Source organism: Polynucleobacter asymbioticus (assembly GCF_018687575.1).
Lineage (GTDB): Bacteria > Pseudomonadota > Gammaproteobacteria > Burkholderiales > Burkholderiaceae > Polynucleobacter > Polynucleobacter asymbioticus_C.
The window spans coordinates 1,063,809-1,081,391 of the sequence record NZ_CP061297.1; the positions used below are offsets into that span (position 1 = coordinate 1,063,809).

Annotated in this window: 16 protein-coding genes and 1 pseudogene; 1 reads left to right on the forward strand and 16 read right to left on the reverse strand. The window is 48.0% G+C overall.

Annotated features, from left to right (window positions below; all coding sequences use genetic code 11):
• Window positions 1-19: 19 nt before the first annotated feature.
• From AOC19_RS05250 to ndk, 12 genes are all read right to left on the reverse strand, one after another.
• Window positions 20-1,183, reverse strand: a complete 1,164-nt coding sequence (locus AOC19_RS05250; protein WP_215374426.1) for an ATP phosphoribosyltransferase regulatory subunit — start codon at window positions 1,181-1,183, stop codon at window positions 20-22.
• Between the two features lie 17 nt (window positions 1,184-1,200).
• On the reverse strand, window positions 1,201-2,073 hold the full coding sequence (gene hflC / locus AOC19_RS05255) for a protease modulator HflC (protein ID WP_215374429.1): 873 nt from the start codon (window positions 2,071-2,073) through the stop codon (window positions 1,201-1,203).
• Entirely contained in the window at window positions 2,073-3,602 is a 1,530-nt protein-coding gene (hflK, locus tag AOC19_RS05260; RefSeq protein WP_215374432.1) for an FtsH protease activity modulator HflK, read from the reverse strand. Before hflK ends, hflC begins: the two co-directional genes overlap by 1 nt.
• Window positions 3,595-4,800: a GTPase HflX gene (gene hflX / locus AOC19_RS05265; protein ID WP_215378145.1), complete on the reverse strand. Its 1,206-nt coding sequence runs from the start codon at window positions 4,798-4,800 to the stop codon at window positions 3,595-3,597. The genes hflK and hflX overlap by 8 nt, the downstream gene beginning before the upstream one ends.
• A 28-nt stretch (window positions 4,801-4,828) precedes the next feature.
• Complete coding sequence (hfq, locus tag AOC19_RS05270; protein WP_015421243.1) at window positions 4,829-5,071, reverse strand: RNA chaperone Hfq; 243 nt, start codon at window positions 5,069-5,071, stop codon at window positions 4,829-4,831.
• Between the two features lie 162 nt (window positions 5,072-5,233).
• Complete coding sequence (der, locus tag AOC19_RS05275; RefSeq protein ID WP_215374435.1) at window positions 5,234-6,598, reverse strand: ribosome biogenesis GTPase Der; 1,365 nt, start codon at window positions 6,596-6,598, stop codon at window positions 5,234-5,236.
• Entirely contained in the window at window positions 6,595-7,749 is a 1,155-nt protein-coding gene (gene bamB, locus AOC19_RS05280; protein ID WP_215374438.1) for an outer membrane protein assembly factor BamB, read from the reverse strand. The genes der and bamB overlap by 4 nt, the downstream gene beginning before the upstream one ends.
• Entirely contained in the window at window positions 7,749-8,408 is a 660-nt protein-coding gene (locus tag AOC19_RS05285) for a YfgM family protein (RefSeq protein ID WP_215374441.1), read from the reverse strand. The genes bamB and AOC19_RS05285 overlap by 1 nt, the downstream gene beginning before the upstream one ends.
• Window positions 8,409-8,455: 47 nt before the next feature.
• Entirely contained in the window at window positions 8,456-9,793 is a 1,338-nt protein-coding gene (gene hisS / locus AOC19_RS05290) for a histidine--tRNA ligase (protein ID WP_215374443.1), read from the reverse strand.
• 59 nt (window positions 9,794-9,852) lie between these two features.
• Window positions 9,853-11,121, reverse strand: coding sequence for a flavodoxin-dependent (E)-4-hydroxy-3-methylbut-2-enyl-diphosphate synthase (ispG, locus tag AOC19_RS05295; protein ID WP_215374447.1), 1,269 nt, complete (start codon window positions 11,119-11,121; stop codon window positions 9,853-9,855).
• A gap of 17 nt (window positions 11,122-11,138) precedes the next feature.
• Window positions 11,139-12,335 (reverse strand): 23S rRNA (adenine(2503)-C(2))-methyltransferase RlmN, encoded by a 1,197-nt coding sequence (rlmN, locus tag AOC19_RS05300; protein ID WP_251368093.1) that lies wholly within the window; start codon window positions 12,333-12,335, stop codon window positions 11,139-11,141.
• Window positions 12,336-12,426: 91 nt separating this feature from the next.
• The gene (ndk, locus tag AOC19_RS05305) at window positions 12,427-12,852 is read right to left on the reverse strand and encodes a nucleoside-diphosphate kinase (protein ID WP_046330292.1); all 426 of its coding nucleotides are present in this window, start codon (window positions 12,850-12,852) and stop codon (window positions 12,427-12,429) included.
• A gap of 293 nt (window positions 12,853-13,145) precedes the next feature.
• Between ndk and AOC19_RS05310 the strand changes: the two genes are divergently transcribed.
• A complete protein-coding gene (locus AOC19_RS05310) occupies window positions 13,146-13,847 on the forward strand; it encodes a Bax inhibitor-1 family protein (protein ID WP_215374453.1) in 702 nt (233 codons plus the stop codon).
• Window positions 13,848-13,922: 75 nt separating this feature from the next.
• On the opposite strand, the gene rlmD is transcribed toward AOC19_RS05310, so the two are convergent.
• The 4 genes and pseudogenes from rlmD to AOC19_RS05330 form a co-directional block, all read right to left on the reverse strand.
• Window positions 13,923-15,350, reverse strand: a complete 1,428-nt coding sequence (gene rlmD, locus AOC19_RS05315; RefSeq protein ID WP_215374456.1) for a 23S rRNA (uracil(1939)-C(5))-methyltransferase RlmD — start codon at window positions 15,348-15,350, stop codon at window positions 13,923-13,925.
• Window positions 15,343-16,164 (reverse strand): 3'-5' exonuclease, encoded by an 822-nt coding sequence (locus AOC19_RS05320; RefSeq protein WP_215374459.1) that lies wholly within the window; start codon window positions 16,162-16,164, stop codon window positions 15,343-15,345. The genes rlmD and AOC19_RS05320 overlap by 8 nt, the downstream gene beginning before the upstream one ends.
• Before the next feature lie 8 nt (window positions 16,165-16,172).
• On the reverse strand, window positions 16,173-16,952 hold the full coding sequence (locus AOC19_RS05325; protein ID WP_215374462.1) for a peptidoglycan DD-metalloendopeptidase family protein: 780 nt from the start codon (window positions 16,950-16,952) through the stop codon (window positions 16,173-16,175).
• Window positions 16,949-17,572, reverse strand: a pseudogene (locus AOC19_RS05330) (protein-L-isoaspartate(D-aspartate) O-methyltransferase); the annotation flags it as partial. The pseudogene AOC19_RS05330 and the gene AOC19_RS05325, both read right to left, overlap by 4 nt.
• Window positions 17,573-17,583: the final 11 nt, after the last annotated feature.

The window sequence follows — 17,583 nt, forward strand, 5'->3', positions numbered from 1 at the left end:
ACGTTATTAATACAGCGAGTTACTTCTTTTTCACTTCCCATGAGCTGCCCTGCTTTACAAGCTCACGATCACAAATATATTCAGCGGCTTCTACAGTATCGCCACTCATTGCCTGAATGACTACTTCGCCAGCAGCACGCAGTTCGGCAACCTTGCTAGCTAAAGCTGCATCCACTGTCCAGGGCGCTAGGATGGCAGACTTTCTTTGCGCTATTGGCGCAAGATTAGCCAAGGTTAATAGATCCATTGAAAATCCAGTCGCAGGACGAGAACGTCCAAACGCTTGGCCGACATGATCATATCTACCGCCACGAGCAATCGGCTGAGGTAACTTGTCAACATAAGCTGCAAACATGACACCGCTGTGATACTGATAACCGCGTAAATCCGCTAGATCAATACTTAACTCAATATCGCCGGGTAATGCAGCAGTTGCCGCAGCCAGTATTTCTAATTGAGCTATCGCTTCATCAATTAAGCGATGTTTTGGTAGAGCCTTTTTAGCGCTGGCCAATACCTGTGCACAAGGACCGTTCAATTCAGTCAGAGCCATCAATGCTTCGGCAGATTTAGCCGGTAAGGATTTAGCCCATATCGCTAAACGTGGACGATCTTTGCTTTGTAACAGGCTATATAAGGTTTCAATATCGCCCTTATCAATTGCTTGTCCATCCAGAATTCCTTCTAAGACCCCAGCGTGCGAGAGATCGAGGTAAACCTTTTTCAGGCCAGCTACATTCAAGGTCTGCAATAGCAATGAGACCGCCTCAAAATCCGCTTCCCATGTAGCGCAGCCATAAATCTCTGCGCCGATTTGCAATTCCTCGCGAGCAGAACTACCTACTGGGGTGCGAGCATGGGCAACAGAGCCGGCATAGCAAAGACGCGTTACACCTTTGCGATTGAGTAAATGCGCATCAATTCGCGCAACTTGAGGAGTCATGTCTGCACGCAGACCCAATGTACGACCAGATAATTGATCGACTAACTTAAATGTTTGTAAATTGAGATCAGAGCCTGTGCCAGTTAGTAAAGAGTCCAAGAACTCCAAGATCGGCGGGGCAACAAGTTCATAACCATAGGATTGGTACAAATCCAGAATGGCACGCCGCAGAGTCTCGACCTTACGAGCCTCGGCTGGCAAAACATCAGCAATATCTTCAGGAAGTAACCAACGATTCATGATTAGAAATATTTAATTTAATTTTTTTTGTGCATGAACTTAAAGAACTCACCATTAGGCTCAACAACCATGACATCCTTCTTATCCTTGAAGGAACTGCGGTAGGCCTGAAGACTTTGGTAGAACTGAGCAAACTGAGGATCGCGACCAAAAGCATCGGCATACAAAGCTGTAGCTTTTGCATCACCAGAGCCTTTAATCTTTTGCGCTTCACGATAGGCTTCAGCCAAAATCGTGTCACGCTGACGCTCAGCATTGGCTCGAATCTTGTCAGATTCAGCTGCACCAGTAGAGCGCAACTCATTGGCAACGCGCTTACGCTCCGCCTCCATGCGCCTATAGACTGAATCACTAATCTCAGCTAATAGATCAACACGCTTGAGTCGAACGTCAACAATCTCAACACCAATATCAGATGCATCATCGGCTACTTTTTTCCGAATACCCTGCATCACTTGCTCGCGTTGGTCTGAGATGATCTCTCTAACCGTACGTTTAGTGAACTCTTCATTCAATGCAGAGCGCACTAACTGGGTAAGACGATCTTGCGCTAAACGCTCATCACCTTTAAAGCTCACGAAGAATTTGCGGGGATCAACAATGCGCCATTTAACGTAAGAATCCACCAAGAGATTTTTCTTCTCTGAGGTAATAAAGCGCTCTGCTTCAGGGGTGTCAATTGTGAGAATACGGCGATCAAAGAAGCGAACGTTTTCAAAAGGCGCTGGAAGCTTAGCCTGTAAACCTGGCTGCTCAATCACGCGCACAATTTGTCCGAATGAAAACACCACAGCAAAGTTACGCTGATCTACAACAAAAATACTAGACGCCAGAATATAGACCAGCGCAATTAAGCCAGCAATAGCGGCCAAGAGACGATTTGCGTTCATTATCTTGAATCCCCTCTATCGCGGCTTCTGAGGCCGTCGCGTTTTTCGGAAGCGCTAATGCTAGGAGTGTTGCTAGTGCTTGGGCTAGTTGCATTATTACTAAATGGGGCTGCTGGATTGCCTGTTGCACCACCGACTGTTACAGATCCGGTAGGTGTAGAGGCGGGAGCTTGACCAGTAGCAACTTGCGCACTCTCTGCACTCACCTGCGCAATGATCTTATCGAGAGGTAAATACAGCATGCTATTACTCTTGGTGGTATCAACCAATACTTTGGAGACATTGTTATACATCTCCCGCATGCTATCAATGTACATACGATCACGAGTAACACCAGGTGCCTTTGCGTACTCAGTTAAGACTTGCTTAAAGCGATTCGCATCACCTTCAGCGGTTGCAACCACTCTAGCCTTGTAACCCTCAGCTTCCTGAATCAGACGATCAGCTGTACCTTTGGCGCGCGGAATGATGTCATTGGCATAGGCCTGACCTTCACTCTTGAGACGCTCTTGATCCTGACCCGCCTTGACAGCATCATCAAATGCAGCTTGCACTTGCTCTGGTGGTTGAACGTTTTGGACCGTCACGCTGGTGACGTAGATACCGGTTTTGTAGCTATCTAGAATTTTTTGGATCGAGGCAGCTAAATCAATCGCAATCTTTTCACGACCTTCGTATAGAACGGTATCCATCTTGCTGCGCGCCACAATTTCACGCACAGCAGTTTCCGCTGCTTGCACTACAGTCGTATCGGGATCGCGATTATTAAATAGATAATCCGTTGGATCTTTTAAGCGGTACTGAACAGCAAAGCGCACATCAATAATGTTTTCATCTTCAGTCAACATTGAGGTGTCTTTTTGATTCGTTGCTTTAATCAAAATGGAGCGACCCACCTCTACAGAGCGCACTCCTGAAACATTGACAGTTTGCTCAGCTTGCACTGGCCAAGGCATGCGCCAATTAATACCAGGGCCTGCTGTATAGGCGTACTTACCAAAGGTGGTCACCACGCCTGATTGGCCTTCTTGAATAATATAAAAACCACTAAAAATCCAAACTAATACAACCCCACCAGCAGCTAAGATCACGCTGGCTTTAGAACCAAAGGGGTTGGTGAAGTTGAAGTTGGGTGCACTCATGCCGCCGCCACCGTTACCGCCGTTGTTGCCACCACCATTGCCACGCTGTGATGGCGGTGGAATATCAGTGCTGCTCGGCTTATTGGCAGGCTTACTAGATGAGGCGCCTGGCTTTTTCTTGCCGCCAAAAATACCGCTGAGGCGATCATTGAAATCACGCCACAACTCATCCAAATCCGGCGGGCCATCTGGCTTAGCAGGTTGGTTGTTTGGTCTTGGGGTATTCGGCTGAACCTCTACAGGCTTGTCAGCTTCTGAATTACCAGGTTCAGCTTGGGGAGATTGCTCACTGCCCTGCCCACTTTTGGCATCTTTAGATCCACTGCCTGGGTGACTATTACCCCAGCCCGGATCATTGACCGAGAAAAGCTCAAGAAATTTACGCATCGTTTGGTGAATATTTTCGGTTGGAAATCGGGTTAAATTCAGAAGTCTCTGGTCGTTCGGGTAAAGGAGCTAAAAACTCGTCCGGGTCCATTTGAACCTTGGCGCGATTCTGCTCGACCCTTATTCTATCAGTCATTTGAGAGCATTCGGCGAGTGCTGAACGCAATAAATCAAGGCCTAGGCCCGTCTTGGCGGAAAGGAAAACCTGGCTCGGAATTCCCTCGGAATCACGCACCAGGACAGCCCCTTCCGTAAAGGTCTGGGGCATCTGGTCTATCTTATTCATCACCTCGATACGGGGGATGTCATCTGCCCCAATTTCACGCAAAACAGCCTCTACTTCAGCCTTTTGCTCCCTTGCCACTGGGCTGCAGGCGTCAATCACATGCAAAACCAGGTCAGCATGGATAGTTTCATCCAAAGTGGCCCTAAAAGCCTCCACCAGTTGGTGGGGTAATTCGCGGATAAATCCAACGGTATCGGAGACCACAATCGAGCCAACACCATCTAAATGGACTTTGCGGGAGGTGGTATCAAGGGTGGCAAAGAGCTGATCAGCTGCATATGTCCCTGCTTTTGTGAGGGAATTAAACAATGTGGACTTGCCAGCATTGGTGTAGCCAACCAAAGAAACAGAGAAAACATCCTTGCGATTACGAGCCCTTCTTTGGGTTCTTTGTTGGCGCTGGAGCTTCTCAAGCTCTGTCTCTAGACGCTTTGCTTTAGTAGCTAGCATTCGTCGATCCAACTCCATCTGGGTTTCACCAGGACCGCCACGAACACCAATACCGCCCCTTTGACGCTCTAAATGGCTCCAAGCACGCACCAATCTAGACATGCGATAACGCACTTGGGCTAGTTCGACCTGGGTTTTACCGATATGGCTTTGCGCTCGTTGGCTAAAGATATCCAAAATCAGGCCTGTACGGTCCATGACATGAAAGCCAATATGGCGCTCTAGATTGCGCTGCTGAGTTGGAGATAGCGGGTGGTTGAAGATAACCAATTCCGCACCCTGCTCTTCCATCACTTTTTTAACTTCATTCGCCTTACCTGAGCCAATGAATAAAGCGGGATCGGTTTTACCCTTACGGGCAATCACACTGGCTATAGGTATAGAACCAGCACTATCAGCCAGAAGGCTGAGTTCTGCCATGCTGTCCGCAAAATCTTCGCGGCCCGTATCCACTCCTACCAGAACGGCGCGTGCCGCATCTACACCTGTTTTATACAGAGCTAACTTCTTCCGTACGGAACTCCACAGCGCGAGCAGGGACGATTGTGGAAATGGCGTGTTTGTAAACCATCTGAGTCACGGTGTTGCGCAAGAGAACCACATATTGATCAAACGATTCAATATTTCCTTGCAGCTTGATGCCGTTAACAAGATAGATGGAGACAGGAACATGCTCTTTGCGTAAAGCATTGAGGAAAGGATCCTGTAGTAATTGGACTTTGCTGTTATTCATACTGCTCCTTATTGATTTTTATACGCTGCTTCTATTTTGGGAGTCTTGCTTTTTTTATTTATTCATTTACTGCTGACTTCTACTGTCTACCTCCAACATAAGGGGTCTGATATTCAAAAAACAAGCCCCTTACCTAAAACACATCTAAAACTGTACGCGTTTTTACTTCTTTTTGCCTTTTTTACCTTTATCCGCATCAACATACGGGTTTTTCGCAGTATTCATCTGAATGCGCAATGGGGTGCCGCGTAACTTAAAGACATCCCTAAAGCGACCCTCTAGGTAACGCTTATAGCTATCGGTTACGCCACTTAATGAGGTTCCATGAATCACCACAATTGGGGGGTTCATACCGCCTTGGTGGGCATAACGTAATTTTGGACGACCCATGCCGACACGCTTAGGCTGCTGATGCTCGATAGCCTCTTGCAAAATTCGGGTGAGTTTGGGTGTTGGTAATTTCGCCATCGCTGCTGCATAGGCTAAATCTACATCCTTAAATAGCTCTTTCAGGCCGGTACCTTTTTTAGCAGAGATCGGATGCACATTCGCAAAATCGAGGAAGCGCAATTTTTGAGCAATCTCTAAACGCGCACGCTCTTTAACGTAGGCATCCAAACCATCCCACTTGTTCACAGCCACAACTAATGCACGCCCTGCTTCTACGATAAATCCAGCGATATGCGCATCTTGCTCCGAGATATCTTGTTGCGCATCGAGCATCAAGATGACCACATTGCAATCAGCAATAGCTTGCAAAGTTTTTACCACTGAGAATTTTTCAATGGCTTCAAATACTTTTCCACGACGGCGCAGACCTGCCGTATCTACCAGGATATAAGGCTTGCCATTGCGCTCAAAAGGTACCTCAATAGCATCACGCGTTGTACCCGGCATATCAAATGCAATAACGCGCTCTTCACCAATCAACTTATTAATCAAGGTTGATTTACCGACGTTTGGACGACCGACTACCGCAATCTTCATTGGGCGATTAGGATCGTTTTCTTGTTCTTCTGGTTCTGGCTCTGGAATACCTAAGGAATCCAAAGCATCGTCAATCAAACCACGTACACCATCACCATGCGCTGAGGAAATTGGGAACGGCTCACCAAGACCGAGCTCATGGAAGTCAGCAGTGACAACGCCTGGTTGCATACCTTCAGTTTTATTGACAGCCAGAATAACTGGTCTACCGGTCTTGCGTAAGAAATCTGCAATCACGCGGTCTTGAGGCGCCATGCCTAAGCGGCCATCTACCAAGAAAATCACAATGTCAGACTCAGCAACTGCTTGCTTTGTTTGCTTGGCCATCTCGGCAACAATGCCGGTCTTGGCTACCGGCTCAAAACCACCAGTGTCTACGCAAATAAATGCACGCTCACCGATGCGACCTTTGCCATAGTGACGGTCTCGGGTTAGGCCTGAGAAGTCAGCCACCAGAGCATCACGGGAGCGCGTTAAGCGATTAAAGAGGGTCGATTTACCAACATTAGGACGGCCGACAATAGTAATTACTGGATTCATTTTGGACTGTACGCCGCTAGTTTTCCACCTTGAGACTGAACCAAGATGAGGCCGTTCACCGCAATCGGTGCGGCTGTGATTGGACTACTGTCATGACGAATGCGTGCCAGCATTTGACCATTCGCTTGTGAGAGTGCATGCACGTAACCTTGCGCATCACCCATGAGTAATACCTTGCCAACTGCCATCGGCTCACCTACATCTCTAAATGTCAGCTGGGTGTTTTCCCAAACTTGGGAACCATCTTTGACTGCAAATGCAGTGACATGAGACTTTTCATTGGACGAGAAAACCAACTCAGGACTTTGCGCTGTACCGGTATAACTGGAGTAATCTTTAAACCACAGTAAATTGCCAGTACGTGCTTGACCGCAACCTATACGACCCTGGTAAGAAACGGCGCAAATAATTTCGCCCTCCATACTCGGTTTTGCAGTCACATCATTGAGACGCTCAATCTCAGAGAATCCTTTTGGAAATGACACTGGAGTCTCCCAAACAAGACCACCGTTTGCAATTGCAATCATGCCGAAACGACCACCAGCAAAGCCAGTGACGATCACCTCGTTACCAATCGCGAGCATGCCGTAACCAACGCGTAAGGACAAAGCCGATTGTTGGCGTTGGTAAGTCCACTTACGTGTTCCCGTCTGCGCATCAAGACCAATGAAGCGACTATCCAGCGTGCGAATAATGACTACACCACCAGCAACCACTGGCTCAGACAACACTTCACTACCAACGCTCACATTCCAAATGGGCTTGCCATTGTCATCGTAGGCATAGACTGTACCTTTAGTAGTCACAACAGCCGTGGTGCGACCATCTGATCCAGGTCCAATTGATAAGCGATCAGGCACAGAGACCTCCCACACTTTTCTGCCGGTCATCAAATCAATCTTGGTGAGATTGCCGCGATGAGATGCTGCGTAAACTGAATCACCTACTACCGCAGGATCAAAGCTAAACGACTCAGATGAACCAACGCTGGTTGACCAAACTGGTGTTAACTCAAACTGATTATTGACTTGCACGAGCTCAGCAGGTTTGCGTACACGTGAGCTACCAGAGCAGGCTGCCAAGGCAAATACTACAGAACCCAATATCAGAGTTGTGCTTGCTAGTTTTGCTACACGTTTGCAATCCATCATCACTGAGCTACTCCTCCGACGGCATCTAATTTAACCTTCAAGAGGCGACGCGCCTCCTCAGGGAATTCTTTTGAATCATTCAAGCGTTTCCAAGCAGCCTCATAGCTCTTACGCGCATCAGCCGTATTCTTTTGAGCCAAATACCAATCGCCACGACGCTCTAGCCACAAAGCTTCAAAACCGGAAACTGGCTTATCTTTCAGAATGGCATCCGCTTCAGCCAAATCCTTTTCAGAACCCTGCTCGATTAACTGCGCTGCTAATCGCAATTTACCCAAGGCTAAATATCCCTGATCAGAAGAATTCTTAGCGGCCCAGCGCAAATAGTCCATGGCTTTTGCAGAGTCGCCTGCATCAGAAGCAATCTTTGCAGCCACTAGACTCGACATTGCTGCGTAAGGTGTACCAGAAAATTGTTTTTGCAAATCATCTGCAGCGCGCAAGGTCTGCTCTTTATCACCCTTGCCAATGGCAGTAATCATCGTCTCATACAGCTGTGATGCGGCAGCAGCTTGGCTAGTACGCCACCATTGATATCCACTATAGGCTGCATAGGCAAATAAAATAGCCGTCACTACGCTAGTAATGAGGTTGCGGTACTTTTGCCAAAATGCTTTAAGTTGATCTAATTGTTCTTGTTCTTCTAGGTCTAAGGGCATGTCAATCCAAGCTAATAAATACAGTATTAATAATTAATGTCTTAATTCTATTCGGTGGCGCCAACTATGGCATCAATTACCGCTTCCACAACGCTATCCAAGGCTACCGCCTTCTGAACACCGGTACTACGCAAATCTTTGAGCTGAGCCTCATTTTTGGCCAACTCATCCGGCCCAATAATGACAGCATATGCCGCCCCACTCGCATCCGCCTTCTTCATTTGGGACTTAAAGCTGGCAGTTTGACCGTCTGGCGGGCAAAACAAGATGACATCAATACCGGCATTACGCAGGCGCTCAGCAATGATCATGGCAGCAGTCAAGGTTTCGCCACCCTGATGAATGACAAAGGCATCGCATTGAGCCTGGGGCTCTGGCAAAGAACCAGAAACCTTCATTAATTCCAGGACGCGCTCCATGCCCATTGCCCAACCGCAAGCAGGGGTAGCTTTGCCACCCATGCGCTCAATTAAGGGATCGTAGCGACCACCGCCAGCGATCGTTCCCTGAGCGCCTAACTCCTCGGTAATCCACTCAAAAACGGTCAGGTTGTAGTAATCCAAGCCGCGCACCAAGCGAGGGTTGATCTTACAAGGGATGTTATTCGCCTTGAGTAAAGCCTGAACTGCCTCGAAATGCTTGAGAGACTCTTCACCCAAGAAATCCAATAACTTTGGCGCGCCTTCAATTAAATCTTGCATTGCTGGATTCTTAGAATCCAAGATGCGTAATGGATTACTTAGCAAGCGACGCTGTGAATCTTCATCTAACTGCTCTTTGTGTTTCTCAAAGTACGTAACCAAGGCGGCGCGATGCTCTGCACGCTCAGGTGCTTGTCCTAGGGAATTAATCTCCAGACGCACACCCTTCAATCCAAGCTCATCCCAAAGGCGTTGACCCATCAAAATGATTTCTGCATCAATATCTGGACCAGCAAAGCCCATCGCCTCAATACCAAATTGATGGAACTGGCGATAGCGACCACGCTGTGGGCGCTCATGGCGGAACATGGGACCGGTATACCAAAGACGCTTTGGTCCTTCGTACAGCAAATTGTTTTCAACCACGGAACGAACTACCGCAGCAGTGCCCTCTGGTCGTAATGTGAGCTGCTCACCATTAAGGCGGTCCTCAAAGGAATACATTTCTTTTTCAACAATATCGGTTACTTCGCCAATGCCACGCTGAAATACGGCAGTCGCTTCAACAATTGGAGTACGCAAGAACTCATAGCCATAAGCGCGAGTGAGGTCACGCAACACATGCTCCAAATGAGTCCACTGCGCAGCATCTGCTGGCAAGAGATCATTCATGCCTCGAACGCCATTTATTTTCTGGATCTTTTGTGTTTTAGCTGGATTAGCTTGATTAGCTTGGTCAGTCATGTTGTGCGCTTCGGTTCTTTTTTGTTGTTCTTATTTGTTGTTCTTATTTTGTACTGAATTTATTTCGGTGCGTAATTCAGCTTGACATACTCATCCACAATCACCTGAAATTCTTGAGCAATATTGTCGCCACGCAAAGTCTTCACTTTGACACCATCAACAAAGACAGGGGCGGCTGGAGTCTCTCCAGTGCCGGGCAAAGAGATGCCAATATTGGCATGCTTACTTTCACCTGGGCCATTAACAATGCAACCCATGACGGCAACATTCATTGCCTCAACACCCGGATGGGTCTTTTTCCATACAGGCATTTGTTGACGCAGGTAGGACTGAATATTGGCAGCTAATTCTTGGAAAGTAGTACTTGTCGTTCTGCCGCAACCAGGACATGCAATCACCATGGGAGTGAAATTACGCAATCCCATTGTTTGCAAAATCTCTTGCGCCACAATAATTTCATTCTCACGTGGTGCACCTGGATCCGGCGTTAAGGAAACCCGAATGGTGTCGCCAATACCCTCTTGTAACAAGATGCCCATAGCAGCAGTTGAGGACACGATCCCTTTGCTTCCCATGCCAGCTTCTGTTAAACCTAAATGCAAAGGGTAATCAGAACGATGGGAGAGATCGCGATACACCGCCACCAGGTCTTGCACATTACTAACTTTGCAAGACAGAATAATTTGATTGGGGTTCATGCCGAACTCCACTGCTTTTTCGGCAGACTGTAATGCTGACTGAATCAAAGCTTCAATCATGACTTCTTGTGCAGTCTTCGGAACTGGCAGTGCTGCATTCGCATCCATGATGCTGGCCAGTAAGTCTTGATCCAAGCTACCCCAGTTCACACCAATCCGAATCGGCTTGTCATATTTGCAAGCAGCTTCAATCATTTGAGCAAATTGCGGATCGCGTTTAGCGCCCTTACCCACATTGCCAGGATTAATGCGGTACTTGGATAAAGACTTGGCACACTCGGGATAGTCATTCAATAAAGTGTGACCGTTGTAGTGGAAGTCACCAATCAATGGGACCAATACATCCATCTTATCCAGTTGCTCACGAATATAGGGTACTGCCGCAGCGGCAGCTGGTGTGTCCACTGTAATACGCACCATCTCAGAGCCAGCTCGAGCCAGTTCTTTAATCTGAATGGCAGTAGCAATTGCATCCGCAGTATCGGTATTAGTCATCGACTGCACACGGACTGGCGCATCGCCACCAATCGTAATGATGTTGGTTTTCCAGGCTACGGTAGCCTGACGTGTAGCTCTTTTAGGCGATGGGCCTAAAGGCAGTTTTGGGAGATTGCTAGATGAGTTACTCATAGGACTTTTTTATGAAATCAGTCGTCTAATCTTTTGAGCCATTGCACTGAGCGCTCAGGCTGGTACTCTGGCTCATCTTCTTGCTGATCAAGATCTTCAACATCATCATCTTGATCGAGCTTAATCTGTTTGTCATGCACAGCACGCTCGCGTACTCGGGTGCGATCGACTACATCACCTGCCAATTGGCCACAGGCTGCGGCAATATCATCACCGCGGGTTTTACGAACTGTTGCCACCATGCCAGCATCTAACAAAATACTAGCGAAGGCATGTACACGCTGCGCTGATGAGCGCGTTAATCCAGACTCTGGGAATGGATTAAATGGAATGAGGTTGATCTTGCACTTGATGTTCGCCAATAAGCGCACCAACTCTTTTGCCTGAATATCAGAATCATTGACACCATCAAGCATGCAGTATTCAAAGGTTAAGAAATCCCTTGGGGCAAACGGTAAATACCGTTCGCACGCAGCAAGCAATTCTCTTAATGGGTATTTTTGATTGAGTGGAACGAGTTGATCGCGTAGTTTGTCATTAGGGGCATGCAGTGATACCGCTAATGCCACTGGGCAATCTTGTGCCAAGCGGTCAATCATGGGTACTACGCCAGATGTCGATAGCGTTACGCGACGACGTGATAAACCGTAGGCCCTGTCATCGAGCATTAAACGCAAAGCGGTGACAACATTGTCATAGTTGAGCAAAGGCTCACCCATACCCATCAGCACCACATTGGAAATCACGCGACCGGTGTGCTCCCAGCCTGGGGTTGGGTATTTCTCAATACGACGCACCGCATTCGGATCAGTACGGAGTAAATGCTCTGCAAACCAGAGTTGGCCAATGATTTCACCAGCGGTGAGGTTGCGCGAGAAGCCTTGATGCCCTGTTGAGCAAAAACGGCAATTGACTGCACAACCAGCCTGAGATGAAATGCACAAGGTGCCACGATCATCTTCAGGAATAAATACCGACTCCACAGCATTGCCAGCACCAACATCTAGTAACCACTTACGGGTACCGTCTGCTGCATGCTCATCTTTAATCACTGGGAGGGAAAGCACTTCTGCTTTATCCAGCAAAGTTGCTCTAAAGCTTTTTGCTAGATCACTCATGTCGTTAATGTCAGAAACACCACGTTGGTGTATCCACTGCATGAGTTGCTTCGCCCGAAAGGGCTTTTCGTTCAACCCCGCGACATACGCTGCCATTTGGTCAGCGTCAAAATCTAAGAGATTTACGCGCGGGGAGGTCAATGCGCCTACTTATGTATTAAATAGGTTGTTCGTTAGCAATCGTGAATTAACGATTGAAAACGTTCATGCCAGCGAAGAAGAATGCAACTTCGACAGCAGCAGTTTCAGGAGCATCAGAGCCATGAACAGCGTTTGCATCGATGCTGTCAGCAAAATCAGCACGGATAGTGCCTTTGTCTGCCTTCTTAGGATCGGTAGCACCCATCAAGTCACGGTTCTTAGCAATTGCGCCTTCGCCTTCCAATACCTGAATCATGACAGGACCAGAAATCATGAAGCTCACCAAATCTTTAAAGAAAGGACGTGCAGCGTGCACAGCGTAGAACTGCTCAGCTTCAGCTTGTGACAAATGCGCCATTCTGGACGCAACAATCTTCAAACCAGCAGATTCGAAACGGTCATAGATCTTGCCGATCACGTTTTTTGCTACAGCATCAGGTTTGATAATAGAAAGGGTGCGTTCGATAGCCATGTAAAACTCCAATAGTGATTTCAAAGATTTTGCTGAATTGGCGCTAATATAGACCCGGGGAGAACCTCCTCCCCACTTCCTACGGCGCGCCAGGATTTCAGCGACCCCCGAATTATACATCGGATGACCGTATTTACCCTGATCTGGGCGTAGCTAAGCCATTGAATTTACAGGGCATAACCCTTTAAGTTGTAGTCCTTTTCATAGGGGGCTTGAAATTACCCCATTTTGTCTATACTTACTGACAACAGCTCCTCGAGGGCTCGAGTAATAACTATGAAAAAGGAGTCAATATGAGTGATCTCAACTCTTACGGCTTTGGGCAAACTAGCTCGATCAGCACCCCTCAGATACGCAACCGCGTACTGCGCAACACTTACGCCCTTTTGGCGCTCTCAATGATCCCTACTGTCATTGGCGCATGGCTTGGCGTTGCATTTGGGCTTAACTTCATGGCGGGCAGTCCTTTTATGGGCTTCATCGTCTTTATGGCAATCGCTTTTGGCTTTTTCTGGGCTATTGATAAAAACAAGGACACTGGCTTAGGTGTTCTGTTGCTACTGGGCTTCACTTTCTTCATGGGCATCATGATGTCCGGCTTAGTGGGCTACACACTCAATAGCTACAGCAATGGTGCAACATTGATCATGCTGGCCTTTGGTGGCACTGCGGCAATCTTTGCTGTCATGGCAACTATCGCCACTGTGAGCAAGAGTGACTTCTCCGGCATGGGCAAATGGTTGATGGTGGGTGTACTGCTCTTGATCGTGGCTTCATTGGCCAATATCTGGTTGCAACTACCTGCTTTGATGTTGACTGTGATGGTTTTGGCAATTGCGATCTTCTCAGCCTTCATCTTGGTTGACGTACAGCGCATCATCAATGGTGGCGAGACTAACTACGTGATGGCTACATTAGCCATCTACTTAGACGTCTATAACGTCTTCACTAACTTGCTCGCACTCTTGGGCATTGTGGGTGGCGACAGAGACTAAGTCTTTGTTTCTAGCTTTAATAGAAAAGGCACCTGCGGGTGCCTTTTTCTTTATCTCGATATTGACTCTTTGCCCTCAAGGCCTTTCAAATACCGCCATCGACTCTACATGTGATGTGTGGGGGAACATATTGACGATGCCCGCACTCTTGAGGACATAGCCCGCCTGATGGCACAGGATATCGGTATCTCTGGCTAGAGTCTTAGGATTGCACGACACATACACAATCCGATGCGGTGGTAGATCACTGCCCTGCTCATGTAATTGGGCTAAGGCCTGGCAGATCTCCATGGCGCCTTCACGGGGAGGATCCATTAACCAGCGCTCAGCTCTACCCCATGAGGCAATTGTCTCTGTGCTCACTTCAAATAAATTGCTTTGCATGAAGCTGACTGTATCGGCGAGCTGATTGTGCTCTGCATTCGCTTTGGCTCTAGTAGTTAAACTTTCTAGACCCTCAATACCTAAGACGGTATTTGCTCGCCTCGCCAGCGGCAATGTGAAATTACCAATGCCGCAGAATAAGTCGAGCACGCGATCACTTGCTTGAACCTCTAAGAGACGAATCGCTCTACTCACAAGAGCGCGGTTCATCATGTGATTGACTTGCGTGAAATCCGCCGGCTTAAATGGCATCTCGATGTCAAACTCAGGCAGGCGATAGCAAAGCTTGCCCGTTAATGGGTAGAACGGTGCAACGGTTTCTATGCCTTTGGGCTGCAACCAAACCCAGACTTGATGATCATCTGCAAAGCTTCTCAGCAACTGTTCGTCAGCAGGAGTGAGTGGCAAGAGATTTCTGAAAACTAATGCCGTAACAGGCTTTGTTTTTTTGGGATCATCTGAATTGGGATCCTCGGCCTCACCTACGGCGATTTCGATCTGCGGCATACGATCAACAATCGATAAACCCATCACTAATTTACGCATCTCGGGCAGCAAATCAGAAACGTGTTTAGGCAGAATCTCACAAGCCGTCATGTCAGCGACATAGCCACTTTTACCCTCATGAAATCCAATTAGCACAGTGCCTTTTTTGATGGAGCGATTAACGGCACTTAAGCGTGCGCGATGACGGTATTCCCAAGCCGGACCACCCATCGGGCGAAGAATTTCTTCTGGAGCTACTTTGGCAATATGCTTAAGATCATCCTCAAGCACTCGCTGCTTCATCGCCACCTGCGCCCGAATATCGAGGTGCTGCATAGTGCAACCGCCGCAGACTCCAAACGCTTTGCACTTTGGCTCCGCTCTAAATACGGCAGGCTTGAGAATGTCGAGTACTTTAGCTTTGCTGAAGCGGGCTTTGTCACGTGTGATGACATAAGTAACTAGCTCAGTTGGTAATGCACCCTGAATAAAAACTACCTTGCCGCTTTGGCCCTCTGCAGCCTCTGCTTCATTCGGCTCTAAGCGCGCAATGCCTTGGGCATCGAGATCAAGGGAGTCAACTCGTACCGGCTCAGTCACAACGATATGGACTGGCTTTTCTCCTCTACGCATCGGGAGAAAAGTCCGAGAGATATTCTTGCCACTGCTCGCCGTGCGGCTCTTTGGATTCTTTTTCCAAATAGGCTTTTACGAAGGCAATTTCTTCTTTATATTCTTCTAAAGAGAAACCACCACGCATCAATTGAAAGCGGCAGTACATCAAATAGGTATTCACCACATCGGTTTCGCAATAGCGACGAATCTCATCAATCCTGCCATCTTGATATGCAGGCCACACCTGGCTGCCATCCATACCCATCTTGCCTGGGAAACCGCAGAGTTTTGCTAACCCGTCTAAAGGTGCATTAGCGCGACCATTAAATTTAGCTAAGAGATCCATCAAGTCTAGATGGCGCATGTGATAACGACTGATGTAATTATTCCACTTGAACTCACGACTATCGTTTTCTTGACTCTCACCCATCTCCCAGTAGCGTGGTGCTTGCACATGGTTTGCTAGCGCACGATAGTGGAGTACCGGTAGATCAAAGCCGCTACCATTCCAAGACACTAGCTGAGGGGTGTATTTTTCTACGAGCTCAAAGAAGGTCTGAATCAATACCTTCTCATCATCTTGTGCAGTACCTAAGGTACCCACCTTGATTTGGGGCGAGCCATCTTTAGTAGTTCTGCGTATGACGCAGGAGATAGCACAGATACGCTGAAGGTATAGCGGCAGAAACTCGTTACCTGTTTTCTCGGCACGCTCGGCCATGGCTTTGGTCGCAACTTCGCTGTCTGAGAGCGTATCGGGATAGTCATTGAGGCGACGCAGTCCCGCTACATCGGGGATAGTTTCAATATCAAAGACGAGTACGGTTGCCATACTGGCGATTACTGCAGGTAAGGCGTTGGATTTACTGGCTTGCCATTCACACGTAATTCAAAGTGGAGTTTCACTGAATTGGTATCGGTATCACCCATCTCCGCAATCTTCTGACCCTTCTTCACCGCATCACCCTCTTTGACTAAGAGTGTGCGATTGTGGGCATAAGCCGTGAGATAGGTATTGTCATGTTTGATGATGACGAGATTGCCATAGCCGCGCAGGCTATTGCCTGCATAAACCACTTTACCGTCAGAGGCTGCGGTAATCGGATCGCCTAACTTACCGGCAATATCAATGCCTTTGGTTTTTTCACTGAAATCATCGGTGACCTTGCCTTTAGCTGGCCATGACAAACGAATGCCCGGTTCAGCAACGATTTCTTTTGTGGGCTCTGCTTTAGGTGCGTCTACTTTTGTAGAATCTGTTTTAACTGTATCTGTATTAGCCAGCGTCTTAGGAGCCGGCTTTACTGTAGACCCAGATCCAGCTGGTGGCTTCACCAATATCAAATCCCCCACTTCTATCTGGTTGGGGTTCGACATATTGTTCCATCGCGCCAAGTCACGTGGAGACTGGCCGTTATCTAAAGCAATGCGGGCTAAGGTATCGCCACGCTTAACACGGTAGTAGCCTGGAGGAGTTGGCTCATTGCCGCCACCACTTCGATCTACGACATTGGCTGGTTTGGCTCGTGGCGTAGTTGAGCAACCTACATTGAGCGCCAAGGAAGACATGGCAACTAGCAATAGGAGGTATTTAGACAGGATGTTCATAGGGATTTTCATACTACCCCTGATTGTAAGGGGACAAAAAAGACCTCGTCCAGAACGGTTCTTTGATAGCGCTGGGAGCTCATCCGCTCAACCATGATCAATTGTTGCTCTTTCTCATTCTTGGCAACTGGGGCCACCAGGCGGCCACCGATGGCTAGCTGATCCAATAAGGCATCTGGGATGCCTAAACCTGCGGCTGCCAGAATGATTCCATCAAATGGGGCGGCTTGAGGCAGACCCAGGATCCCGTCCCCATAAATGAGTCGGAGGTTTTTAATCCGAAATGGGCGCAGCTTCTCTCTTGCCATATCGTGCAATGGACGAATTCGCTCAATTGAATACACCTCATCAGATAGTAAGCTCAGTACTGCCGCTTGGTAACCGCAGCCAGTGCCAATTTCTAGCACCTTACCTAGTGGCTGCTTTGGCTTATGCAAGAGCTCAATCATGCGTGCTACAACGGAGGGCTTAGAAATGGTTTGTGAGTGGCCGATTGGTAACGCAGTATCTTCGTAAGCTTGCGGATGCATGCCAGCATCCATAAAGGCATGGCGAGGAACAGTAGCGATGGCCTCTAATGTTTTACCGTGCTTTACTCCAGCAGCTAAAACTTTAGCTGCTAAAGCCTGCCGGTGACCAGCGT